Consider the following 24,217-nt stretch of genomic DNA (forward strand, 5'->3'; position numbering starts at 1 on the left):
ATGCCAGTTCCCACCTGCCCCTGCGGACAAGACCTGCCGTACGCCGACTGCTGCGGCCGCCTGCACCGCGGCGAAGCGACGGCCACCACGGCGGAGCAGCTGATGCGGTCCAGGTACGCCGCCTTCGTGATGAACGATGCGGCGTACCTGCGCCGGACCTGGTCACTCACCACCCGCCCGGCGACGATCGACTTCACCCCAGGCCAGAAATGGACCGGCCTGGAAATCGTCAGCACCACCGGCGGCAGCCCCTTCCACAGCGAAGGCACGGTCGAGTTCCACGCCCACTACACCAGAAACGGCAACCCAGGCACCCAATCCGAAACCAGCACCTTCACCCGCGAAGCCGGCGAATGGGTTTACGTCGCCGCCCTCTGAGGGTCGAGCCGGAGCGCACCACCCCGATGACAGCCGGGGTATACGTTTGGCGCCGGCGGGTCGATAATGGCCCGGTGCGGTGCTGGGGGCGGTGCCGCGAGGGGGAGCAATGGGGATTGTCCACGCGTGGCGCGGTGCGAAGCTTGTAGCGGTCACCGGCGTGCTCGTCATGTGTGCGGGGTGCGTCATCAACGCGCGTTCCGCGTCGCCGACCAGCGTGTCGCCGCCATCGCCGCCGACAGCACCCGCGGCGACGCGCAGCTCACCAGTGAGTCCGCCGGTCAGCAGCCCACACAGCGCAACATCGACTCCGGCCAGATTGACCGGGCCGGGGACGTACGCGTTCTCGTACCAAGGGGCGGTGGGCACGATTCAAGTGCCTGCGAACATCATGGACCCGCGATTGGAGCGGTACGGCGACTATCGCCGACTGGCGAAGGCGCGACCGATCACGTACCTGATCGCGCAGGTCGACAACAGGTCCGACGACACGATCACCATGTACGAGGTCGTCGTGGTCACGAACGACGGGCAGCAGATCGAGGCGACGTCCGTCAGCGATTACGTCGACATCTGGCGCGATGCGTTCGCGACTGAGGACGGCGATGTGGCGAAGTACAACCAGGGCATCGAGCTGTCGAACTCGAGCAACTTCTACCTGCATCCAGGTGCGAAGGGGACAGCGATCCTCGGTGCCAAGGAGCCGATCAAGACCGTCAAGCGGGTCTTTGTGTACCCCGCGGGCGCCTTCGACCGGGTCGAGGCTCGGAGGACCAGCTAGGGCGGGTGGGGAGCCGGCTCGGTGGAGGCGACTCCCCTCGGAACTACTCCGGGATCTGGTAGGTCGGGGTGAGGATGGCTCGGGCGAGGGTGTGGAAGGCTAGGTTGAAGCCGACTACTGCGGGGGAGGCGTCGGAGTCGACGTCGAGGGCTTCGACGTCGATGGCGTGGACGACGAAGTAGTAGCGGTGGATCTGGTCGCCTGCGGGTGGGGCGGCGCCGCCGAAGGACTTGGTGCCGAAGTCGTTGCGGACGTGGAAGGCGCCGTTGTCGAGGCGTTCGGTGGTGCCGGCGCCGGTGGGGAGCTCGGTGACCGTGGCCGGGAGGTTGACCAGGACCCAGTGCCAGAAGCCGGAGACGATCGGGGCGTCGGGGTCGTAGCAGGTCACGACGAAGGCCTTGGTCTCCGCCGGGAAACCGGACCAGCTGAGCTGCGGCGACGTGTTGCCGCCCGCGAACGCGTGGTCGTCGGACAGCGGCTCGCCGTCGGCGACGTCGGTGCTGGTGACGGTGAACGAACCGACCTCCGGGAGGAGTTCGTACGGGTCCGGTGCGACGGGACGATCAAGCGACATCTGTGAGCCCTCCGGGATCTCGCGGGATGTGGTGATCCCGACATTACTGTCCACATCCCGTCGGTCCGTCCCAGGGGACACACTCGAGGATGCGAAGATCGGAGCGGTACGACGGGACCGTCGGCCGGACCGGTGGACGGGAACGGATGGAGGACGCGATGGACGGCGCGCTGGAGGAGTACCTGGAGCGGATTGTTCCGGCGGATTCCGGAGCGATGCGGGCGGCCGAGGAGCGGCATGCGCAGCTGACGAAGCCGGCCGGGTCGCTCGGTGTGCTCGAGGAGCTGTCCGTGAAGGTGGCCGGGATGACCGGAACGCAGGCAGTGCCGGCCCCGGCCGTGGTGTCGGTGTTCGCGGCCGATCACGGCGTCCATGCGCAGAACGTGTCCCCGTGGCCGCAGGAAGTGACCGCCGCGATGCTGGCGAACTTCGCCGGCGGCGGCGCGGCCGTGAACGCGTTCGCGAAGAACAACGGCGTCGACGTCCGCGTCGTCGACGTCGGTGTCGCCACCCCGGTCGAGCAGCTGGACATCGTGCACGCGAAGGTCCGCCCGGGCACGCGCGACCTCTCGCAGACCGACGCGCTGACCGAGGACGAGGCACGGGCAGCAATCGCGGTCGGATTCGACCTGGCTGACGAGCTGGTCCAGAACGGTTACCGCTGCCTGCTGAGCGGCGACATGGGCATCGCCAACACCACCGCCTCGGCAGCGCTGATCGCGACCTTCACGGGCGCGACCGCAGACGCCGTCACGGGTCGCGGGACGGGCATCGACGACGCGGCGCTCGCCCACAAGACAGGCGTCGTACGGGATGCTCTCGTGCTCCACGCCGTACCGCCGACCGAACCGCTCAAGGCTCTGCAGGCGTACGGCGGTCTGGAGCATGCGGCTCTCGCCGGGTACATCCTCGGCGCCGCGGCCAACAAGGTCCCGGTGATCCTGGACGGCGTGATCGCCGGGGCAGCCGCGCTGGTGGCGCAGGCGTTCCACCCGGCCGTCATCGACTACTGCGTCGCCGGGCACCGGTCCGCCGAGCCTGGGCACGCGGTCGCGCTCAAGCAGCTCGGCCTGCAGCCGCTGGTCGACCTGGACCTGCGGCTCGGTGAGGGGACCGGCGCGGTGCTCGCGTACCCGATCCTGACCTGTGCTGTCCGTGCGCTCGCCGAGATGGCCACGTTCGAGGACGCGGGGATATCTTCGTGACAAACCAGTACCTGTCCGGTCTCGTCCTCGAAGGACGGCGCGTGGTCGTCGTCGGCGGCGGCGGAGTCGCCCAGCGACGGTTGCCGCGGCTGCTCGAGTCCGGGGCGCGGATCGACCTCGTCTCGCCGTCGATCACGCCTACGATCGAGGGGCTGCTCGGCAACCCCTCGCTGACCTGGATCGAGCGTGGGTACGCCGCCGGTGACCTCGACGGAGCCTGGTACGTCGTAGTCGCGACGGACGATGCCGCGGTCAACGATCAGGTGTCGGCGGAGGCGGAGGAACGGCGGATCTTCTGCGTGCGATCGGACGACCGGTCCCGCGCCACCGCGTGGACGCCGGCGTCCGGGCAGCACGACAACGTGACGATCGGCGTTCTCGGCGGTGGCGATCACCGCCGGTCGGCCGCCGTACGGGACGCGATCCTCGAGGGGCTGCGGATCGGTGAGTTGGCGGCGCGGGACGTGGACCGGCGGCCCGGGGTGTACCTGGTCGGTGGGGGACCGGGCGATCCGGATCTGATCACCGTGCGCGGGAGGCGATTGCTGGCCGAGGCGGATGTTGTGGTCGCGGACCGGCTGGCGCCGCAGCAGTTGCTGGACGAGCTGCATCCTGATGTCGAGCTGTTCGACGCGGCGAAGTTGCCACGCGGGCGGGCCGCGCAGCAGGAGGAGATCAACCGGATCCTGGTGGAGCGCGGGCAGCAGGGGAAGGTCGTCGTACGGCTCAAGGGTGGGGATCCGTACGTGTTCGGGCGCGGGTTCGAGGAGGCGCTGGCGTGCGCGGCGGCCGGGGTCCCGTGGACCGTGGTGCCTGGGATCACGAGCTCGATCTCGGTGCCGGCGGTGTCCGGGATCCCGGTGACGCATCGCGGGGTGACGCACGAGTTCACGGTGGTGTCAGGACACATTCCGCCGTCCCATCCGGACTCGCTGGTGAACTGGGATGCGTTGGCGCAGTTGCACGGGACGCTGGTCTTGCTGATGGCGGTGGAGAACCTGCCGGCGATCGCGTCCCGCTTGATCGAGGGTGGTCGCCCGGCGGGGACGCCCGCGGCGGCGATTGCCGACGGCACCCTTCCGGGGCAGCGGATGGTCACGTCGGACCTTGCCGGGATCGCACAGGCGATGGCGGACGAGGGCATCGGCGCACCGGCGATCGTTGTCATCGGCAACGTGGTGGAGGTGGCCGAGCAGGCACGCGTCGGGTCGACCGCGGCCGAAGGCGTGGGAGACGGGTCGGAACCGGGCGTGGAGTCCGCGTGACGCTGGTGCCGGTCGAGGACGCGGGCGACTCGCGGCTTTCCGATTACGTTCGGTTGCGAGAGGTCAGTCTTCGGCGGCTCCTCGAAGAAGAGCATGGGTTGTTCATCGCCGAGGGGGACAAGGTGATTCGCCGGGCGGCGGACGCCGGGTACGAGCCGCGGTCGTTCCTGCTGGCGCCGCGGTGGCTCGACTCGTTGCAGGACGTGCTGGAGAAATGGCCGGACAAGCCGGTGTACGTCGTCTCGGAGGAGCTGGCCGAGCAGGTCACCGGGTTCCACGTGCACCGCGGCGCGCTGGCGTCGTACAAGCGGCAGCCCGCCGTACCGCTGCCGGACCTCCTGACGGACGACGTACGGCGGATCGCGATCTTCGACGAGATCGTTGACCACACCAACGTCGGAGCCGGGTTCCGCGCCGCCGCCGCGCTCGGCGTCGGGCTGGTCCTGGTGACGCCGACGTGCGCCGACCCGCTGTACCGGCGCTCGATCAAGGTGTCGATGGGGACCGTCTTCCAGGTCCCGTGGACCCGCCTGCAGAGCTGGCCCGGCGACCTGCGGCACCTGCAGGACCGCGGGTACGTCGCCGCCGCGATGGCGCTCGCCGACGACTCGATCACGCTCGACGAGCTCGCTGACCGCAAGGACGACAAGCTCGCGCTGATCTTCGGCACCGAAGGCCACGGCCTCAAACCGCATGTGCTCGAACAGGCAGACCTGACCGTACGCATCCCGATGGCCGGCGGCGTCGACTCCCTCAACGTGGCATCCTCAGCAGCAGTAGCGTTCTACGCCACTCGCTGAGGGTGATTCATGCGTACGACGGAACGCCTGGTACTGCGCCCGTTCCGCGAGTCCGACCTGGAACCGTGGGCCGCGCTGAACGCGGATCCCGAGGTCACCCAGTATCTCGGGCCGCCGATGAGTCGTGAGGACTCGGACCGGACCGCCTGGGCGATCAATGCGTTCTACGAAGCACAGGGGTTCGGGTTCCTCGCGGTCGAGCGACGCTCGGACGGTGTGTTCCTCGGCGCCTGCGGACTGAGCAAGGAGCAGTGGTACCCGGACGACCTCGAGATCGGGTGGCGGCTGGCGCGGGAGTACTGGGGCCACGGATACGCGACCGAGGCGGCGGCGTCGTGGCTGGAGCACGGTTTCGCGACCATGGGGCTGCCGCGCATCATCGCCGTCACCGACTCGCCCAACGAGCGCAGCATCGCCGTCATGCGCCGCCTCGGCATGACCTTCGACCACGAGGCGGTGCTCGAGGACGACGGCGTACCGTTCGACGCCACCGTCTACTCGCTCACGGCGGACGTCTGGCGGCGCGTAGTCTGACCGGCATGCGAGCGGTGGACGATCTCGGCGCGTTCCTGCGTGCCGAGCGGGCCCGGGTGGAGCCGGCCGCGGTGGGTCTGCCGGCAGGTCGGGACCGGCGCGTCGCGGGCCTGCGGCGCGAGGAGGTCGCCGTGCTGGCTGTGGTCAGCGCCGACTACTACACGCGGCTCGAGCAAGGCCGCGAGCGGAATCCGTCGGCGCAGGTCCTCAACGGGATCGCCCACGCGTTGCGGCTCGACCCGGACGCCCGCGCGCACCTGTTCCGGCTGGCCGGCCTGGCCCCGGCGCCCGCCCTCGGAGCCGCGCGGGATCAGGTGCATCCGGCGCTGTTGCAGTTGCTCGACAACTTCCCGACCGCGGCGGCCTACGTGCTGAATCCGGCGTACGAGATCCTCGCGACGAACCGCGTGGCGCAGGCGCTGCTGGCACCGTTCGGGATGACGAACATGCTGCGGATGATGTTCGACCATCCGCAGGCGCGGGAAATCTTCGGCGACTGGGAGGCGGTCGTACGACGGGCGGTCCACGCGGTCCGGTTCAACGCGGCGGCGTACCCGGACGACGTCGAGATCGCGGCGCAGGTGGCGGACCTGCTGTCGCGATCGCCCGAGTTCCGGGCACTCTGGGAGGACCGGACGGCGCGCGGGTTCAGCCGGGCGTACAAGATCTTCAACCACCCGCAGGCCGGCCGGATCGAGCTGACCTACCAGACCTTCGACGTCCGGGCCGCACCCGGTCAGCAGCTGCTCATCGGCACGGCGGAACCGGGCAGTGCAAGTGCGGAGGCGTTGGCGCGGTTGACGGACTGACTGACTGGGTGCGGCGCACCTAGGAAGACGCGGCCTTCTCCGCGGTGCCGGCTGGTCCGACGCTGTCTGTATGACAAACCTCAAGTACTCCACATACGTCGCCCCCTCGAAGCCGGCCGTATCCAACGACCTCCCGCCCGGCGAGCTCCGTCGGATGTGGTCGCCGACCGCGGCCACGCTGATCCACGGCGAGCGCGATGCTGTCCTGGTCGATCCATTGATGACCGCGGCCGAGGGCGAGGATCTGGCCGGCTGGATCGCCGCCACCGGCAAGACGCTGACCACCATCTTCGTCACCCACGGTCACGGCGACCACTTCTTCGGCGCCGCGCCGGTGCTCGACCGGTTCCCGGAGGCCCGGATGATCGCGACGCCGGCCGTCGTCGAAGGGATGAAGCTGAATCTCACCCCGGCCTGGCTGGACGGCTTCTGGCGGACGAGATTCCCCGGGCAGCTGCCGGACCGGCTGATCGTCGCCGACCCGCTGCAGAATGACCGCTTCACGCTGGAGGGCGAGGAGTTGATCGCCGTCGAGCTGGGACACACCGACACGGACGGCACCTCCGCGCTGCATGTCCCGTCGATCGGGCTGCTCGTCGCCGGTGACGCCGTGTACGACGACGTCCACCTGTACCTCGCCGAATCGGTTGCTGGAGGCATCGACAACTGGCTGGCGGCCCTCGACGTACTGGAGGGCCTCCGGCCGACCGCGGTCGTGTCGGGGCACCGGCAGGCAGACGCCTCGGACGACCCGCGGTACATCGAGGAGACCCGCCAGTACCTGAAGGTCTTCGCGGAGGCGGATAAGCAAACAGCCAGTGCGGTAGAGCTTTACGAGGCGATCCTTGCCGCGTACCCGGACCGACTGAACCGAGGCGTGCTCTGGAACTCGGTGCACGCCGTGAAAAGCGGTCGACACGGATGATGTGATGTGGGCATGCCGAAGGTAGTTCTCGTCACCGGAATGCAGGCCGCGGGGAAGTCGACGATCGCGCCGCTGCTGGCCGCCCGGATGGGTCCGCCGGCCGCGACGCTCGACGGCGACGTGTTCTACCGCGGCGTCGTTGCGGGCGCCGAGGTCATGACGCCGGACCCGTCGGCGGAGGCGGTGCGGCAACTGGAACTCCGGTACGACGCCAGCGCCTTGGTCGCACAGCACTACGCCGATGCCGGTTTCGACTTCGTCTGCAGCGACATCGTCCTGGGCGACCATGTCGAGCGCTGGTTCTCCCGGCTGCACGACGTCGACCCGTATCTCGTCGTCCTCGTCCCGTCGGTCGAGTCGATCGTCGAGCGGGAGATCGGCCGCGGCGGCGCCAACTCGTACCGCGACTGGGGCCCCTCGCTCGAGGACGGCGTACGCGCCCTGCAGGCCGGCCTCGACGAGATCCCGCGCCGAGGCCTGTGGCTCGACACCACCGGTCGGACCGCGGCCGAAACCGTCGAGGCGATCGACCTGGAGAAGGCCCGCTGGTAGGTCAGGTGGCGGGGGTGTCCTCGTGCTCGTCCTCGTGCTCGACCATCGGGGTGACGGGCCAGTCGGCCGGGTAGTCGGGAGCGAACTCCTCGGCCTCCGCGAACAGGCGCTTCTTGTACTTGCGGGACAGGCGGTCGCCGAACACCATGCCCTGCGTGTGGTCGGTCTCGTGCTGCAGGCAGCGGGCCAGCAGGCCGTCGCCCTCGAAGCTGACCGGCTTCCCGTGCTGGTCGACGCCGGTGACCTTGGCGAAGTCGGGGCGGGCACACTTGGTGAACGCGCCGGGCAGCGACAGGCAGCCCTCGTCGCCCTCGTCCAGGTTGCGGTCCTTGCCCTCCGGAAGCTCCAGCACCGGATTGCAGACGACGCCCTGGACGCGCTTGCCCTCCTTGTCGGGGCAGTCGAACACGAACAGCTGCAGGTCAACGCCGACCTGGTTCGCCGCCAGGCCGACGCCCTCGGCCGCGTTCATCGTCGCGACCATGTCTGCGACGAGCGTCTGCAGTTCGTCCCCGAAGTCGGTGACAGGCTGATTGACCCGGTGCATGACGTCCTCGCCCCACCGCGTGATAGGCCGCACCGAACCGTTCCCAGGCAACGTAGACATGCGGAAAATCCTATCTGCCACCCCTCACAACGTCCTTGAGCACCCACCAACCGTTTCCGGATCGCCCGGATGGTTGGTGGGTGCCCCAGGTTGAGGCGGTGCTACTTGGCGTTGACCTCGTCGCGCCAGGAGACCCAGGCGCGGAGGAGGCCGAGGTCGTAGTCGGGGCCGGAGGAGTGGATCGTGAAGAGGCGGGTGCCGACGTCGAGGAGCGACTTGCCGACCTGGTCGGGGGTCTTGTCGCCGACGGCGACCGAGCGCTCGATCTCGCCGGGGTCGCGGCCGATCGTCTTGCAGTGCTCGTCCAGTACGGCGTGCTTGTGCGCGATCGTCTCGGCGTCGCCGAACCCGTGCCAGATGTTCGCGTGCTTGGCGACGAGCTTCAGCGTCTTCTTCTCACCGCCGCCGCCGATCAGCACCGGGATGTCCCGGGTCGGCTTCGGGTTGAGCTTCTCCCAGCGCTGCTCGATCCGCGGCAGCGCCTCGCCGAGGGCGTCCAGCCGGCCGCCCGCCGTACCGAACTCGTAGCCGTACTCGTCGTAGTCCTTCTCGAACCAGCCGGAGCCGATACCGAAGATCAGCCGGCCGTCGCTGATGTGGTCGACCGTCCGCGCCATGTCGGCGAGCAGGTCGGGGTTGCGGTAGGAGTTGCAGGTGACCAGGGCGCCGAACTCGACCCGCTCGGTCGCCTCGGCCCAGGCGGCCAGCATGGTCCAGCACTCGAAGTGCAGACCCTCGGGCTCACCGCTGAGCGGGTAGAAGTGGTCCCAGTTGAAAACAACGTCGACGCCGATCTCTTCGGCCGCCGCGACGGTCCGCCGGATGTCGGCGTACTGGGCGTGCTGGGGCTGGATCTGCAGACCGATCCGGACGGGGAACGCGCCGTACGGACGGTCGGTGGAATCGGAAGCTGTCATACCCGGAATCCTATCCCGCTTATCGGAGGACCCTCCGGATAGGTCACTGGCTGAAGTACGCCGCCAAGTGGCCGAGCATCGTGCCGACGCCGGGTTCGATCGTGGCCTGCTGCTCGTCGGACAGCCCGACGCTGCGGTAGTCGAGCCGCGTGCGGCCGTCGGCGAGGGCGGTCAGGTCGACGGTGATGTCCTCGGCGGGCTGGTCGAAGTGCAGGACCAGGTGGTGCGGGAGGTCCAGCTCGCCGAAGCGGAGCATGAACGGGACCTCGGTGCCGTCCGCGGCGACGAACACGGCCGAGATCAGGCCGCCGGGGCGGACGTCGATCGTGACCCGGTCGGACGGGGTGCGGAAACCTTCGGCGACGAACCAGGCGGCGAACGGCTCGGGCTCGGTGAACGCCCGGACCACGTCGGTGGGTGGGGCGTCGACGATCTGCTGCAGGCTGAACATGGCTGGGGCCTCCATCGGGATCGGGCTGACTCAAGCACTGTCCCGCGAGGCGTTTACGGTTTGTTTCCGGTCGGAGCCGGTCGGCGGTCGCGATCCGGGGCGAGCCGCGGAGGTCGCGCAGAGGGTGGGTGCTGCGGCCGGGACATTGGAGGAGGCAGCGGCGTACGGCGTGGTCGTGCTCCTGGCTGTGCGCGCCGTTAGCTGCGGCGTTCGGTACGGTCCTGCCCGGCCAGCCGCAGGCTCCAGACGGGGAACAGCAGATAGGTCCCGGCCCAGCTCAGTCCGGCCACGAATGTCCAGGCCGGGGCGTTGTCCATGTCGTCGAGACCCATCACGATCCCTGGTACGCCGACCAGCCCGAGCAGCATCACCAGACCGGCAACCAACGCCGCTCGTGGCAGTCGTGGCAACCCGAGGCGGCTGATCCCGACCAGCCAGACCCCGATCAGAGCGAACCCGAAACTCGACCACAGCCCGGCGAGGTAGAAGCCGGTGATGTCGGCAACCACCAGCACGGTGCCCACGACCGTCAGCACCGCCCCGACCACGGCAACTCCGAAGAGGACGGACCGACGGGTGGGCGAGGAGGTGCCGAGTGATGTGGTGGTGCGGAGGAGCCAGGCGAGGGCGGCGCTGAGGACGCCCAGGAGTGCGTTGCCGATGTCGTTGATGATTCCGAAGGGCTCGCCGGCGGCGTAGAAGGCGATCAGGCAGGCGCAGGTGGTGAGGCCCACGATGCCGTGGGTTCTCGCCACTACCGGGGCTTCAGCCTTCACCCTTGGATGATCGCGCAAACAGCTGGTTCAAGTCAGCCTGTGGGATCTGGTCGGCGGCGAAGGTGATCGTGCCCTGCGTCGCGAGCTCCTCCGCGCCGCGGCGGATGAAGCCGAGCGCGGCCCGGGCAGTGCTGCCGCCGAGGCTGATCCGGACCACGCCGGCCGCCTGCAGGTCGGCGACTGTCAGCGTGGAGGTGCCCAGACCGATGACGACGTTCAGCGGCCCGTCGATCTCGGCGACGAGGGTGCGGATCGTGTCGAGGTCGTTGACGCCCGGGACGTACAGGCAGTCCGCTCCGGCTGCGCGGAAGCGGTTCGCCCGGTCGATCGAGTCGCTCAGCGACGTCGGCGTACGCAGCAACTGCCCATCGGTCCGTGCGGTCAGCACGAACTCGTCCCCGGCCGCCTCGCGCGCGGCCACGATCCGCTCGACCGCGAGCTCGACGTCGTACAGCTCCCGACCGTCGTAGTCCTCGATGTTCCCGCCGGCCAACCCGGCCTCGCGGGCCAGCCCGATCGTCTCCGCGACCTGCGACGGCTCAGCGCCGTACCCGTCCTCGAGGTCGCCGTTCACCGGTACGGCGCTCGCCGCCGCGATCTCCCGCACCCGGTCGAACATCTGCTCCCGCGACACCGCGGGCGCCCCGTCCGGCAGCGTGTGATCGCCCTTCGCCAGCGAGAACGCGATCCCGGCGCTGGTCGTCGCGATCGCCGGGAACCCGGCCGCCGCCAGGATCACCGCACTCCCGGCATCCCAGGCATTCGGCATCACGAACCGACCGGCATGCAACTCACGAAACGTCATGCCCCAACTCTGCCACCGCCAAAGTTCGGCGCCGGCCGCACTACTCGATTTGCGAAGCGGCGGCTTCGTCGAGGAGCCACAGTGTGCGATTGCGGCCCTTGGGGGCCGAGGCAGGGAGGGTGCTGGTTTCCTTCAGGGCCCCGGCCACCGCAGCGGCCTTGTCCTCACCGGAGACGACGAACCAGACCTCGCGCGAGCGGTTCAGGGCCGGGACCGTGAGCGAGATGCGGGTCGGCGGCGGCTTGGGGGAGTCGTGCACCGCGACCGCCGCCACGTCGGTGACGGCGACCTGCGGGTAGCCTGGGAACAACGACGCCACGTGCCCGTCCGGCCCGACACCCAGCATCAGTACGTCGAACGCCGGTACGGCGCGGCGCTTGTCGTCGCTCAACGCCGAGATGGCCGCAGCGAGTTCGCTGGCGTACGCCTCGGCGGCTGCCTCGGGCGACTGCCCGGTATCGGCCGGCATCGGGTGGACGCGAGCCGGGTCGACGTCCATGTGGGCGAGGAGGGCGTCGCGGGCCTGGGTCTCGTTGCGCTCGGGGTCGCCGGGCGGCAGGAACCGCTCGTCGCCCCACCAGAACTCGACCCGCTGCCAGTCGATGCTCGCCCCGGCCGGCGACTCGGCGACGGAGCGGTAGACCGCAGCCGCGACCCGGCCGCCGGTCAGGACCACCTGCGCGACGCGGCCGTTGCTCTGGGCATCGACCAGCGCGGTGATGAAACGTGCCGCCACTGCGTGCGCCAACGCCGTGGCATCGCGGTGGATCAACAGTTCCGGGTCGACCACCCGGCTGGGAGCCGATGCATCGGTCATGAGCGTCCCACCGCCTTCTTACCCGCAGCCTTCTTGGCTGCCGTCTTCTTCGCCGCGGACTTCTTCGCAGCCGCCTTCGTCGCCGGGGCTGCCTTCTTCGCGGCCGGCTTCTCGGCGGCCACGACCTTCTTGCCTGCCGCGGTCACCTTGGCGGCCGTGGACGTGCGCGCCGTCTCCGCGACCTTCTTCGCGTCGGCCGGCATCGCGTCCCGCTCGACCATGCAGGCCAGCGTCTTCGCGTACACGTCGTCCGGATCGAGCCGCCGCAGCTCCTCGCTCAACAGCTCGGACGTCGTACGCCGCTTCAACGCCACCGGCCGATCCGGCTGGCCCGGCACGCTGAACGTCGCCATCGCACCGTCCGGTCGCGTCAACGCGATCGGACCGGACGGCGTGAACAGCCGTACGGCGGTCACACCCGGACCTCGCGAATTCCGCTGCTCCACCGGCACCTTCAGCCGCGACTGCAACCACGCGGCCATCAGATCCGCACTCGGGTTCCCGCGAGCGGCCGCGACCTCGGCCCCGGTCACCTTCGTCGGGTACTGGTCCAGCGCGGCCGCCATCAGCGCACGCCACGGCGTCAACCGTGTCCACGCGAAGTCCGTGTCACCAGGCGCGTACCCCTCGGCCCGCGCGCTGTAGTCGACCGACGCCCGCCGCGTGGCAGCCGCGTCGGTCACCCGGCGCCGACCCAGCCGGCCCAACGGATCCTCGGCGGGCACCCGCGGCCCACCGCCCGGCCACCAGACGATGACGGGGGAGTCGGGCAGCAACAGCGGCGTGATCACGGACTCCGGCACCTTCGCCAGTTCACCGTGCAGCCGCAGCAGCACCGCTTCACCCGGAATGCCCTCGCCGACCCGCACCTCGGCGTCCAGTCCGGACGCACCGCGGCCCGGCCGCAGGATCGCGACCAGGACCCGGGACGGGTGTTCGCGACCGGCCTCGTTCGCGGCCTTCATCGCGTCGTGGTGGGACGCCTCGTCGACGACCACCACGATGGTGCCGACCATGCCCATGGCCGGCGACCCCGCGTTCCGCCGGGCCTTCAGCAGCGCCGACGCGATCTCGCTCGACGTGGTGTCGGTCAGGTCGATGATCATGGCCGCCTCCAGGCACGTCCGTCGCGGGCGAGCATCTCGTGGGCCGAGTCCGGGCCCCAGTCACCGGACGCGTACTGCTCCGGCTTCCCGTGCCGCGCCCAGTAGTCGAGCACCGGGTCGAGGATCTTCCAGCCCAGTTCGACCTCGGTGTGCTGCGGGAACAGCGGCGGATCACCGAGCAGTACGTCGAGGATCAGCCGCTCGTACGCCTCGGGGGAGGACTCCGTGAACGACCCGCCGTACGCGAAGTCCATGTTCACGTCGCGGATCTCCATCGACGTACCGGGCACCTTCGCGCCGAAGCGCACCGTGATGCCCTCGTCCGGCTGGATCCGCAGCACCAGGGCGTTCTGCCCGAGCTCTTCGGTCTCGGTCTTGTTGAACGGCAGGTGCGGCGCGCGCTTGAACATCACCGCGACCTCGGTGACGCGCCGGCCGAGCCGCTTGCCGGTACGCAGGTAGAACGGGACGCCCGCCCAGCGCCGGGTGTCGACGTCGACCCGCAGCGCGGCGAACGTCTCCGTCGCCGACGACGCCGGAATGCCGTCCTCCTGCAGGTAGCCCTTCACCTTCGAGCCACCGGCCCAGCCCGCCGCGTACTGCCCACGCGCACTGTGCAGGTCGAGCCGCTCCGGCAGCTGTACGGCGTTCAGCACCTTCTTCTTCTCCTGGCGCAGCGACCAGGCGTCGAAGCTGACCGGCTCCTCCATCGCGACCAGCGCGAGCAGTTGGAGGAGGTGGTTCTGGATCACGTCGCGCGCGGCGCCGATGCCGTCGTAGTACCCGGCGCGGCCGCCGATGCCGATGTCCTCGGCCATCGTGATCTGTACGTGGTCGACGTAGTTGCTGTTCCAGATCGGCTCGAACATCGCGTTCGCGAATCGCAGCGCGAGGATGTTCTGGACCGTCTCCTTGCCCAGGTAGTGGTCGATCCGGAAGACCGCCTCGGGCGGGAACACGGACTCGACGACCTGGTTCAGCTCGCGGGCGCTCTTCAGGTCGTGACCGAACGGCTTCTCGATCACCACCCGCCGCCACGAGCCGGGGTGCTCGTCGGTCAACCCGTGCTCGGACAGCTGCCGCACGACCTCCGGGAACAGTCCCGGCGGGATCGACAGGTAGAACGCGTGGTTGCCGCCGGTCCCGCGGGTGACGTCCAGCTCGTCGACCGTCTCCCGGAGCCGCTTGAACGCCTCGTCGTCGGTCAGGTCGCCCGGCACGAACCGGAAGCCCTCGGCGAGCTGCTGCCAGACCTCCTCGCGGAACGGTGTCCGCGCGTGCTCTTTCACCGAGTCGTGCACGATCTGGGCGAAGTCCTGGTTGGTGTAGTCACGACGGGCGAACCCGACCAGGGCGAAACCCGGGGGCAGCAGCCCCCGGTTCGCCAGGTCGTAGACCGCCGGCATCAGCTTCTTGCGGGCCAGGTCGCCGGTGACCCCGAAGATCACCAGGCTGCACGGCCCGGCGATCCTCGGCAGCCGCCGATCCTGGGGATCGCGCAGCGGGTTCACCGGACCTGTCGGCTCTTCGCCGAGCTCAGCGGTCATGGGCCGCTTTCCTCCGAGTGTCGTGTTACTTGAACAGGGACAAAAGCTGCTGTACGCCGGACGCCACGTCCGTCAGGTGCAGACGCAGCACCGGACGGCCGCGCTCCGCGATGACGCCCGCATCACCGGCCGCCTGTGCCGAGATCAGCGTCCCGAACGTGAACGGCCGGTCCGGGATCTCCACGTCGGTCGGATGCGCCCCGGTGATCTGCAGGAACACGCCCTCCGGGTGGCCGCCCTTGTGGTACTGGCCGGTCGAGTGCAGGAACCGCGGGCCCCAGCCGAAGGTCACCGGACGGTCCGTCTTGGCCGCCAGCGCCGGCCGGATCGCGATCAGGTCGGCGTCCCGCTCGGAGTCCAGGTACGCCATCACCGCGACGTAGCCCTTCGGATCGAGCTTGCCCAGCAGCGCGTCGACCGCGCCCTGCAGCGAGTCCACACCGTCGAGCAGGCCCTCAGTGGCTCGGACCTCCACGGCGCCGTCGGTGAACGCGGCCGCTTCCGGCTCCGGCTGCGCGTCGAGCAGACCACGCGCCGCCTTCTTCGCGCTCTCCACGTCCGGCTGGTCGAACGGGTTGATGCCGAGCAGGTAGCCCGCTACCGCAGTCGCCACCTCCCACAGCAGGAACTGACCGCCGAGCGAACCGGAGGTCAATGCCGTCGGCACGCCACTGGTCGCCTTCTCCGCCAGCAGAGCATTCGTGAGATCGGCAGCCTCGCTACGCAGCTCCGGAGCGGTCACCTCGACCGCGACCGGGAGTACGCCGGTGCCGTTCTTGCCGGTGCTCTCCGCGATCAGCTGCTCGGCCCAGTCCGGGAAACCGACGATGTCGGAACCGTCGGCCGTGATGATCGCCTTGTCGCGACCTGCGCTGGCGGCGAGCACCGCGCCCAGCCACAGCGCCGGGTTGTCGGTGGAGTCGGCCTGCAACGCCGGCGCCGCCTCGGCTGCCTGGTCGAGCAGCTCGGCGATGTCGGCGCCGGCCAGACCGGACGGCACCAGGCCGAACGCCGTCAGCGCGCTGTACCGTCCGCCGACGTTCGGGTCCGCGAGGAACGTCTTGCGGTAGCCCTCGTCCGCCGACAGCTTCTCGAACGGCGAACCCGGGTCCGTCACGACGACGATCCGCGAGGCCGCGTCGATGCCCGCGTCGGTGAACGCCTTGGCGAAGGTACGGCGGTGGCTGTCGGTCTCGACCGTCCCGCCGGACTTGCTGGACACCACGATCACGGTCTTCGACAGGTCACCGTCCAGGGCGCGCTTGACCACGCTCGGGTCGGTCGAGTCGAGGACGACGAGCTCCACGCCCGCCGTCCGGGTGATGACCTCCGGAGCCAGCGACGAGCCGCCCATGCCGGACAGCACGGTCCGGTCCAGGCCCTCGGACCGCAGGTCGGCCTGCAGCGCCTCGATCTCGGCCAGCAGCGGCCGTGAGGTGTCGTGCAGGTCGACCCAGCCGAGCCGGATCGACGCCTCGGACTCGGCGTCCGGGCCCCAGATCGTCGCGTCCTTCGCGGCGATCCGGGAGGCGATCTTCTCCGCGACCAGCTTGTCGACGACCTCGGCCCAGTCGCCGTTCTGGGTGGTGACCTTCGGAGTGCTCACTTGGCAGCCGCCTTGAGGGCCGACGCGACGGTGTCCTGCAGCTCGGACCAGGAGGCGTCGAACTTCGAGACGCCCTCGTCCTCGAGCAGCTGCACGACCTCGTCGTACGAGATGCCCAGCCTCTCCAGGTCGTCGATCACCTTGCGGTCGGCCGCATAGTCGCCGCGGACCGTGTCGCCGGTGATCTCGCTGTGCTCCTCGACCGCCTTGATGGTTGCCTCCGGCATCGTGTTCACGACGCCGCGGGTGACCAGGTTGTCGACGTACAGGGTGGGGGAGTACGACGGGTCCTTGGTGCCGGTCGACGCCCACAGCGGGCGCTGCGGCTTGGCGCCGGCGGTCTCCAGCTCCCGCCAGCGGTCGGAGGCGAAGATCTCCTCGTACGCCTGGAACGCGAGCCGGGCGTTGGCGATCGCGGCCTTGCCCTTCAGCGCCTTGGCCTCGGCGGTGCCGATCGCCTCCAGCCGCTTGTCGATCTCGGTGTCCACCCGGCTGACGAAGAACGACGCGACGCTGGCCATCTTGGTGACGTCGTGACCGTTCTCGACGGCCTGCTCGAGACCGGTCAGGAACGCGTCCGCAACCGCCTTGTAGCGCTCCAGCGAGAAGATCAGCGTCACGTTCACGCTGATCCCGGCGGCCAGCGTCTGGGTGATCGCCGGCAGGCCTGCCTTGGTGGCCGGGATCTTGATGAACACGTTCTCCCGGCCGACGATGTCCCACAGCTGCTTGGCCTGCTCGACGGTCTTCGCGGTGTCGTGCGCGAGCGTCGGCTCGACCTCGATCGACACCCGGCCGTCCTGGCCCTCGGAGTCGTCGTACGCCGGCTTGAACACGTCGGCGGCGTCACGGACGTCGCTCGTCGTGATCACCCGGATGGCCTCGTCGACGGACACGCCCTCGGCGGCCAGCCGGCCGATCGTCTCGGCGTACGCGTCGGCGTCCGAGATGGCCTTCGCGAAGATGGTCGGGTTCGTGGTCACGCCGACCACATGCTTGTCCTCGATCAGCGCCTGCAGGCTGCCGCTGGTCAGCCGCTCACGGGACAGGTCGTCCAGCCAGATGGAGACACCCGCGTCGGCGAGTGCTTTCAAGCGATCGTTCATGGTTCCGATGCCTTCTTCCGAAATCTTCTGTTGTCAGGTGTCTCAGTTGGCCTGTCCGGTGCCGCCGGCGTCGGCCGGTCCGACCGGCCCGGCGGCGGCGCGGCCGGGCGGGACACCCGGTCCGCTGATCTGCGCGGCGGCGGCGATGCTGTCCTTCGCGGCCTGCACGACCGCCTCGGTGGTGATGCCGAACTCTTCGTACAGCGTCTGGTACGCCGCGGACGCGCCGTAGTGCTCCAGGCTCACCGAGCGGCCGGCGTCGCCGACGATGTCGTGCCAGCTCTGCGCGATCCCGGCCTCGACCGAGACCCGGGCCCGCACGTCCGCCGGGATGACCGACTCGCGGTACGCGTCGTCCTGCTCGTCGAACCACTCGCGGGACACCATCGACACCACGCGGGCGTTGACGCCCTCGTCGGCCAGGACCTTGCGGGCCTCGACCGCGATCTGCAGCTCGGAGCCGGTGCCGATCAGCACCACGTCCGGCGTGCCTTCGGTGTCGAGCAGCACGTAACCGCCCTTGTGCACGTTCTCGGTGGTCGCGAAGCCGTCGGTGCCGCGCGGGAACGTCGGCACGTTCTGCCGGGTCAGTGCCAGGCCGGCCGGGCGGTCGGTGTGCTCGAGGATGGTCGCCCACGCGGCCGCCGTCTCGTTCGCGTCACCGGGCCGTACGACGTCCAGGCCCGGGATCGCCCGCAGCGCCGAGAGGTGCTCGATCGGCTGGTGCGTCGGACCGTCCTCGCCGAGACCGATCGAGTCGTGCGTCCACACGTACGTCACCGGCAGCTGCATCAGCGCGGCCAGCCGGACGGAGGGACGCATGTAGTCGGAGAAGACCAGGAACGTACCGCCGTACGGGCGGGTCAGGCCGTGCAGCGCGATGCCGTTCAGCACCGAGCCCATGGCGTGCTCGCGGATCCCGAAGTGCAGGACCCGGCCGTACTCGTCGCCGGAGAACTCCTTGGTCGAGAACTCCGCCGGGATGAAGGACGGCTGGCCCTTCGGGGTGGTGTTGTTCGAACCGGCCAGGTCGGCCGAGCCGCCCCAGAGCTCGGGGAGCTCCGGTGCGAGTTTGGTCAGCACCTCACCGGAGGCGGCGCGGGTCGCGACCCCCTTGGCGTCGGCGTCCCAGCTCGGCAGGGCGTCCTTCCAGCCGGCCGGCAGTTCCCGCTTGGAGAGCCGGTCGAGCAGCGCGGCCCGCTCCGGGTTCGCGGCCTTCCACTCGTCGAACTTCGCGGTCCACTCGGCCTCCAGGACCTTGCCCCGGTCCAGCGCCTGGCGGGTGTGCGCGATCACGTCGTCGGCGACCTGGAACGACTGCTCCGGATCCCAGCCGAGCACCTTCTTGGTCGCGGCGACCTCGTCGGCGCCGAGCGCCGAGCCGTGGATCTTGCCGGTGTTCTGCTTGTTCGGGGCCGGCCAGCCGATGATGGTGTGCAGCCGGATGAAGCTCGGCTTGTCGGTCACGGCCCGGGCCGCCTCGAGCGCGTCGTACAGCGCCTGGACGTCCTCCTCGTAACCGGTGCCGCCGAGCGTCCAGTCGACGTCCTGGACGTGCCAGCCGTACGCCGCGTAGCGGGCCGCCACGTCCTCGGACAGTGCGACGTCGGTGTTGTCCTCGATCGAGATCTTGTTCGCGTCGTAGATGATCGTCAGGTTGCCGAGCTTCTGGTGCCCGGCCAGCGACGACGCCTCGGAGGCGACGCCTTCCTCGATGTCACCGTCGGACGCGATCACGTAGATCTGGTGGTCGAACAGGCTCTCGCCCTTCGGCGCGTCCGGGTCGAGCAGGCCGCGCTCCCGGCGGGCCGCCATCGCCATGCCGACCGCGTTGCCGATGCCCTGGCCGAGCGGGCCGGTGGTGGTCTCGACGCCGGCGGTGTGCCGGTACTCGGGGTGGCCCGGGGTCTTGCTGCCCCAGGTCCGCAGCGACTTCAGGTCGTCCAGCTCGAGGCCGAAGCCGGCCAGGTAGAGCTGGATGTACAAGGTCAGGCTGGAGTGTCCCGCGGACAGCACGAACCGGTCGCGGCCGGCCCAGTGGGTGTCCGCCGGGTTGTGCCGCATCACCTTCTGGAACAGCAGGTACGCCGCCGGTGCGAGGCTCATCGCCGTACCGGGATGTCCGTTGCCGACCTTCTCGACCGCATCCATCGCGAGCACCCGTACGGTGTCGACCGCGCGCTGGTCCAGTTCGGTCCATTCAAGCTTTGGGCTGGTCTTCTCCGTCACGCCGGCGGCGCTCCTCTCGATGGTGACCTTCTAGGTGTCTCACGCAGAGCCTACTGTGACGCGGCCTGTCGGCTGCACATTGCTCCAAGGCTTGTCAACCAGCTGGTAACTGGTGCTGTTCCCGGACGTCTCCGACATCACACCCGGCCGATCGGAGGGGGGTGCGAGAACCCTCCTACGGGGCGTCGTAGACTGCTGAATCGTCAGCGCCGCTCATCCGGCGTCAACCCACTCTGTTCGAGGTGTTCGTGACGGCCGTCGACCCGCGTTCTGCCGCGACGACGTCGTACCCGACGCCGCTGCCGGACGCTACCGCTGTATCAGCTGCAACGGTGAGTCCGTCGGTGCGCGACGTGGTGAAGGCGTACGTCGGTCTGACCAAGCCGCGCATCATCGAGCTGCTCCTGATCACCACCGTGCCGGTGATGTTCCTGGCAGCCGGTGGCGTGCCCGGTCTCGAGGTGGTCGTGGCCACGCTGATCGGCGGCGTGCTCGCCTCCGGCAGCGCCAACACGATCAACTGCGTCCTCGACCGCGACATCGACGAGCAGATGCGCCGGACCCGGCGCCGCCCGCTGCCGCGGCACGCGGTCAGCCCGCGCTCGGCGACGATCTTCGGCGTCGTGCTCGGTGTGCTGGCGACCCTCGAGCTCGGCTTCTTCGTGAACTGGCTGTCCTCCGGCCTCGCGCTGGCCGCGAACCTGTTCTACGTCTTCGGCTACACGATGGTGCTCAAGCGCCGGACCGTGCAGAACATCGTCTGGGGCGGGATCGCAGGCTGCTTCCCGACCCTGATCGGCTGGACCGCGGTCACCGGCAAGCTGGCCTGGACGCCGGTCGTGCTGTTCCTGGTCGTCTTCTTCTGGACGCCGCCGCACACCTGGTCGCTCGCGATGCGGTACCGCGAGGACTACGCGTCGGTCGACGTGCCGATGCTTCCCGTGGTCGCCACCCCGGTCGCCACCGCGCGGCAGATCATGGCGTACTCCGTGGTCATGGTGATCACGTCGCTGGCGCTCTGGCCGATCGGCGACACCGGCTGGGTGTACCCGCTGGCCGCGGTCGTGCTCGGTTTCGTGTTCCTCCGCGAGGCGCGCCGGTTGTTGGTCCGGGCCCACACCGGCGCGGACGGCGCCGCGCTGCGCCCGATGCGGCTCTTCCACTTCTCGAACATCTACCTCGCGCTGCTGTTCATCGCCGCCGCGATCGATCCGCTGCTGCACTGAGGCCAGGTCCTACAGCCGTGCCCTACAGCCGGGCGCGGTCGGCCGCGGGCATCCACGTGTCGCCCGCCGCTTCCAGCGGTACGCCGTACAGCCTGGAAGCAGCATCCTGGACGGCCTGGACCCGGCTGTCCGGAACCCGGCGCCGCCACATCGCCCACCACGCGAACACCGGCACCGGATCGACGATCGGTACGACGGCGAGCCCCGGACCGGGTGCCGCCATCGCCCCGCCGAACAGCGTGCCGAGCCCCGGATCGTCTGCGAGCCTGCCGAGGAAGTACTCGAGACCCAGCGTCGACCCGGTGCGGTCCACCGTCAGCCCGAAGTCCGCGCACAGCTCGTCGACGAGGTCGATCCACTCCCGCGGCGCCCCGGTCATCGGGAACCAGAGCCGAGCGTCCCGCAGGTCCGCCATCGGTACGGCGTCGCGTCCCGCCAGCGGATGGCGTGCGCCGACCAGGAGCCGGATCGGCTCGAGCAGCACGACCCGGCGCCGGAGGTCGGCAGGCCACGGTCCGGTGACCGCGCCGGCCCGTCCCAAGGCGATGTCGACGTCTGTCGTCCGCAGCGCCTCGAGGGCGTCGTGGTGATCGGTCCGGGTCCGGGCCTCGACGACGACGTCGCCGCGCTGCGCCACGCCGCGCGCGATCAGCATCGACGACAGGTGGTCGTCGAGAACGTCGATCCGCAGTGGGCCCGCGTTCCTCGCCGCCTCGACGGCGAGGGCGTCGGCGGTGTCGACCGCCTGCCGGGCCAGCGGCAGCAGCCGGCGACCGGTCTCGGTGATCCGGACGTTCCGGAGCGACCGGTCGAACAGTGACACCCCGAGCTGGCTCTCCAGCCGGTTGATCCGCTTCGAGATCGCCTGCTGGGAGATGACGAGCCGCTCGGCGGCCCGGCCGAAGTGACCTTCGTCGGCGACCGTCACGAAGGCCCGCAGGGTGCCCGAGTCGAGGTCCACGCCGTCATCCTGTCCGACAACCGCTGGTTGTCAACGGGCGAGCGATGGCTGTTGGACCCGGGTGCTCGTGCCGGGGTCTGGTGGAGGTGTTCATCGGACGACCGAGGAGATCGACATGACGCGCATGCTGCACCGGCTCGGACGGCTGTGCGGGACGCATCCCTGGCGCGTGGCCGTGCTCTGGCTGCTCCTGCTCGGGGCGGTGACCGGTGCCTCGGTGGCTGCCGGCGGCAGCCTGCGCGACACGGCCGACGTTCCGGGTACGTCGAGCGCGCGGGCGACCGCGATGCTTCGGGACCACTTCCCGGATCGCAGCGGTGCCGTGGCCCACGTGGTGGCTCGCGCCACCGCTGGACTGCCTGCCGGTGCAATCGACCGGACCGTGCACTCCCTACGGTCGGTGGAACACGTCCAGACGGTGACGCCGTCCGTCACGCCGGACGGGCGGTCGGCGTTGATCGCCGTACAGTTCGCAGTCGGGCCGGAGGGACTCGATCTGAAGGAGACCACGGCCGCGCTGACCGGGGCTGCGGCTCCGCTGCGGGAGGCGAGCGCCCAGGTCGCCGTCGGCGGCCAGGTCCCGGAAGGGGTGCAGGGCCCGAACGGAGTCGCCGAGGCGATCGGGGTCGCGGTCGCGATCGTCGTGCTGATTCTGGTGTTCGGCTCGTTGCTCGCGGCCGGGCTGCCGTTGCTGATGGCGCTGGTCGGGATCGGCGTGGGCATGGGGCTGATCGGGTTGCTCGCGGCGGTCGCCGACGTGAGCACGGTGAGCCCGACCCTCGGATCGATGCTCGGACTCGGCGTCGGGATCGACTACAGCCTGCTGATCATCGCCCGGTATCGCGACGAACTCGGACGCGGGTCGGCTCCGCTCGACGCGGTCGCCGAGGCGGTGGCGACGGCCGGGCATGCGGTGGTGTTCGCCGGGCTGTGCGTGCTGATCGGCATCCTCGGGCTGGCGTTCAGCGGCATCCCCAGCTTCACGACAATGGGGTTGGCGGCCGGGGTGGTGGTGCTGGCGACGATGCTCGCCGCGATCACCCTGCTGCCGGCGATCCTCGTGCCCGCAGGACGCCGGGTGTTGCCCCGGCGAGCACCTCGCGGTCAGGCGCCGCCGGCCTTCCGCTCCGCCTGGGCGGAGCGGTCCACGGGGGCCGTGGTGCGGCGGCCGGTGCTTGCCCTCGCGGCCGGACTGATCGCGCTGGGCGTGATCGCGGCGCCGGTGGCCGGGCTGCGTCTCGGTCAGAACGACGCCGGCAGCGAACCGCTGTCGAACCCGACGCGGCAGGCGTACGACCTGGTCGCCCAGCACTTCGGTCCTGGGTGGAACGGGCCGCTCGCCGTGGTCGTCGACCGCGCAAGGGTCGATGACACGAGCCTCGCGAGCCGGGTGGCATCCCGACCGGACGTCGCGGACGTGGTGCCGCCGCTGCGATCGGCCGACGGTACGACGGCCGTGCTGACCGTCGTACCGAAGACAGGTCCGCAGGACGCGGCGACGTACGAGCTGGTCCGTGCGCTGCACCGGGAGTTGCCCGGCGGTGCCGAGCTGGCGGGGCCGACGGCAACGACGGTGGACATGACGACGGTCCTGCAGCAACGGCTGTGGCTGGTGATCCTCGTCGTGCTGGCGGCGACGTGCGTGCTGCTGGTGGCGGTGTTCCGCTCGCTCGTGCTGGCGGTCAAGGCGGTGCTGGCCAACCTGCTCTCGGTGGCCGCGTCGTTCGGTGCGTTGACGGTGGCGTTCCAGACCTCGCCGGGCTCGGAACTGCTCGGTCTCGCCGAGCCGGTGCCGATCGTCGCCTGGGCGCCGGTGGTGCTGTTCGCGATCCTCTTCGGGCTGTCGACCGACTACGAGGTGTTCATGCTGAGCCGGGTCCGGGAGGCGTACGACGCGGGCCTGCCGCACCGGGAGGCCGTGGTCGAGGGGCTCGCGTCGAGTGCGAAGGTGATCACCTGCGCGGCCGCGATCATGATCGCGGTGGCGGCCGGGTTCGCGGCCGACCCGGCCGTCATGGTGAAGATCGTCGGCGTCGGCCTGGCGGTGGCGATCTTCCTGGATGTGACGCTGGTCCGGATGCTCGTCGTGCCCGCGGTGCTCGCGCTGCTGGGCGACCGGACGTGGTATCTGCCGGGTGCCGCACGGTCCCGGGGCGAACGCGGTGCGTTACCCCGTTGACCTGAACGTGATCTGATGTTGCGATGGGCATCTGCCTGTGGACGGGGATCCACGCCTGGGG

24 protein-coding genes are annotated in these 24,217 nt (G+C 69.9%); 11 read left to right on the forward strand and 13 right to left on the reverse strand.

Annotated elements, in window-relative coordinates:
* Positions 1-378, forward strand: a complete 378-nt coding sequence (locus EV647_RS31680) for a YchJ family protein (protein ID WP_134009529.1) — start codon at positions 1-3, stop codon at positions 376-378.
* 361 nt (positions 379-739) lie between these two features.
* Positions 740-1,159, forward strand: a complete 420-nt coding sequence (locus tag EV647_RS31685) for a hypothetical protein (protein WP_134009531.1) — start codon at positions 740-742, stop codon at positions 1,157-1,159.
* A gap of 43 nt (positions 1,160-1,202) precedes the next feature.
* Here EV647_RS31685 and EV647_RS31690 read toward each other — a convergent pair whose 3' ends face one another.
* A complete protein-coding gene (locus EV647_RS31690; protein WP_134009533.1) occupies positions 1,203-1,733 on the reverse strand; it encodes a YbhB/YbcL family Raf kinase inhibitor-like protein in 531 nt (176 codons plus the stop codon).
* 89 nt (positions 1,734-1,822) lie between these two features.
* On the opposite strand from EV647_RS31690, the gene cobT reads away from it, so the two are divergent.
* The 7 genes from cobT to EV647_RS31725 all read left to right on the forward strand — a co-directional run bounded on the left by cobT (position 1,823) and on the right by EV647_RS31725 (position 7,823).
* Positions 1,823-2,938, forward strand: a complete 1,116-nt coding sequence (cobT, locus tag EV647_RS31695; protein WP_238177492.1) for a nicotinate-nucleotide--dimethylbenzimidazole phosphoribosyltransferase — start codon at positions 1,823-1,825, stop codon at positions 2,936-2,938.
* The gene (gene cobA / locus EV647_RS31700) at positions 2,935-4,203 is read left to right on the forward strand and encodes a uroporphyrinogen-III C-methyltransferase (protein ID WP_134009535.1); all 1,269 of its coding nucleotides are present in this window, start codon (positions 2,935-2,937) and stop codon (positions 4,201-4,203) included. The genes cobT and cobA overlap by 4 nt, the downstream gene beginning before the upstream one ends.
* Positions 4,200-5,003 (forward strand): RNA methyltransferase, encoded by an 804-nt coding sequence (locus EV647_RS31705; protein ID WP_134009537.1) that lies wholly within the window; start codon positions 4,200-4,202, stop codon positions 5,001-5,003. Before cobA ends, EV647_RS31705 begins: the two co-directional genes overlap by 4 nt.
* Positions 5,004-5,012: 9 nt before the next feature.
* Positions 5,013-5,537 (forward strand): GNAT family N-acetyltransferase, encoded by a 525-nt coding sequence (locus EV647_RS31710; RefSeq protein ID WP_134009539.1) that lies wholly within the window; start codon positions 5,013-5,015, stop codon positions 5,535-5,537.
* A 5-nt stretch (positions 5,538-5,542) separates the two neighbouring features.
* A complete protein-coding gene (locus EV647_RS31715; protein WP_134009541.1) occupies positions 5,543-6,346 on the forward strand; it encodes a helix-turn-helix transcriptional regulator in 804 nt (267 codons plus the stop codon).
* Between the two features lie 70 nt (positions 6,347-6,416).
* Entirely contained in the window at positions 6,417-7,271 is an 855-nt protein-coding gene (locus tag EV647_RS31720; protein ID WP_134009543.1) for an MBL fold metallo-hydrolase, read from the forward strand.
* A 12-nt stretch (positions 7,272-7,283) separates the two neighbouring features.
* Positions 7,284-7,823 (forward strand): hypothetical protein, encoded by a 540-nt coding sequence (locus EV647_RS31725; RefSeq protein ID WP_134009545.1) that lies wholly within the window; start codon positions 7,284-7,286, stop codon positions 7,821-7,823.
* A 1-nt stretch (position 7,824) separates the two neighbouring features.
* Here EV647_RS31725 and def read toward each other — a convergent pair whose 3' ends face one another.
* The 11 genes from def to tkt all read right to left on the reverse strand — a co-directional run bounded on the left by def (position 7,825) and on the right by tkt (position 19,790).
* Entirely contained in the window at positions 7,825-8,430 is a 606-nt protein-coding gene (def, locus tag EV647_RS31730) for a peptide deformylase (RefSeq protein WP_133788274.1), read from the reverse strand.
* A gap of 101 nt (positions 8,431-8,531) precedes the next feature.
* Positions 8,532-9,347: an LLM class F420-dependent oxidoreductase gene (locus tag EV647_RS31735; protein ID WP_134009547.1), complete on the reverse strand. Its 816-nt coding sequence runs from the start codon at positions 9,345-9,347 to the stop codon at positions 8,532-8,534.
* A 43-nt stretch (positions 9,348-9,390) separates the two neighbouring features.
* Complete coding sequence (locus EV647_RS31740; RefSeq protein ID WP_166680475.1) at positions 9,391-9,798, reverse strand: SRPBCC domain-containing protein; 408 nt, start codon at positions 9,796-9,798, stop codon at positions 9,391-9,393.
* Between the two features lie 197 nt (positions 9,799-9,995).
* Entirely contained in the window at positions 9,996-10,574 is a 579-nt protein-coding gene (locus EV647_RS31745) for a hypothetical protein (protein WP_134009551.1), read from the reverse strand.
* Positions 10,564-11,379, reverse strand: a complete 816-nt coding sequence (locus tag EV647_RS31750) for an isocitrate lyase/phosphoenolpyruvate mutase family protein (protein ID WP_134009553.1) — start codon at positions 11,377-11,379, stop codon at positions 10,564-10,566. Before EV647_RS31750 ends, EV647_RS31745 begins: the two co-directional genes overlap by 11 nt.
* Positions 11,380-11,419: 40 nt before the next feature.
* Positions 11,420-12,196, reverse strand: coding sequence for a 6-phosphogluconolactonase (gene pgl / locus EV647_RS31755; RefSeq protein WP_238175078.1), 777 nt, complete (start codon positions 12,194-12,196; stop codon positions 11,420-11,422).
* The gene (locus EV647_RS31760; RefSeq protein ID WP_134009555.1) at positions 12,193-13,302 is read right to left on the reverse strand and encodes a glucose-6-phosphate dehydrogenase assembly protein OpcA; all 1,110 of its coding nucleotides are present in this window, start codon (positions 13,300-13,302) and stop codon (positions 12,193-12,195) included. Before EV647_RS31760 ends, pgl begins: the two co-directional genes overlap by 4 nt.
* Positions 13,299-14,849 (reverse strand): glucose-6-phosphate dehydrogenase, encoded by a 1,551-nt coding sequence (gene zwf, locus EV647_RS31765; RefSeq protein WP_134009557.1) that lies wholly within the window; start codon positions 14,847-14,849, stop codon positions 13,299-13,301. The genes EV647_RS31760 and zwf overlap by 4 nt, the downstream gene beginning before the upstream one ends.
* Positions 14,850-14,874: 25 nt before the next feature.
* Entirely contained in the window at positions 14,875-16,455 is a 1,581-nt protein-coding gene (locus tag EV647_RS31770) for a glucose-6-phosphate isomerase (RefSeq protein WP_134009559.1), read from the reverse strand.
* Positions 16,452-17,561, reverse strand: a complete 1,110-nt coding sequence (tal, locus tag EV647_RS31775; RefSeq protein ID WP_134009561.1) for a transaldolase — start codon at positions 17,559-17,561, stop codon at positions 16,452-16,454. Before tal ends, EV647_RS31770 begins: the two co-directional genes overlap by 4 nt.
* Before the next feature lie 42 nt (positions 17,562-17,603).
* Positions 17,604-19,790: a transketolase gene (gene tkt, locus EV647_RS31780; RefSeq protein WP_134009563.1), complete on the reverse strand. Its 2,187-nt coding sequence runs from the start codon at positions 19,788-19,790 to the stop codon at positions 17,604-17,606.
* Between the two features lie 242 nt (positions 19,791-20,032).
* On the opposite strand from tkt, the gene EV647_RS31785 reads away from it, so the two are divergent.
* Positions 20,033-21,016 carry a heme o synthase gene (locus EV647_RS31785; RefSeq protein ID WP_370344342.1) on the forward strand — a complete coding sequence of 328 codons (984 nt, stop codon included), beginning with the start codon at positions 20,033-20,035 and terminating at the stop codon, positions 21,014-21,016.
* A gap of 22 nt (positions 21,017-21,038) precedes the next feature.
* Here the strand turns inward: EV647_RS31785 and EV647_RS31790 are convergent, their stop codons facing one another.
* A complete protein-coding gene (locus EV647_RS31790; RefSeq protein ID WP_134009565.1) occupies positions 21,039-21,977 on the reverse strand; it encodes a LysR family transcriptional regulator in 939 nt (312 codons plus the stop codon).
* A 115-nt stretch (positions 21,978-22,092) separates the two neighbouring features.
* On the opposite strand from EV647_RS31790, the gene EV647_RS31795 reads away from it, so the two are divergent.
* Positions 22,093-24,156 (forward strand): MMPL family transporter, encoded by a 2,064-nt coding sequence (locus EV647_RS31795; RefSeq protein WP_134009567.1) that lies wholly within the window; start codon positions 22,093-22,095, stop codon positions 24,154-24,156.
* The last annotated feature ends 61 nt before the right edge of the window (positions 24,157-24,217 follow it).

This window comes from Kribbella sp. VKM Ac-2566 (assembly GCF_004366005.1).
Classification (GTDB): domain Bacteria; phylum Actinomycetota; class Actinomycetes; order Propionibacteriales; family Kribbellaceae; genus Kribbella; species Kribbella pratensis.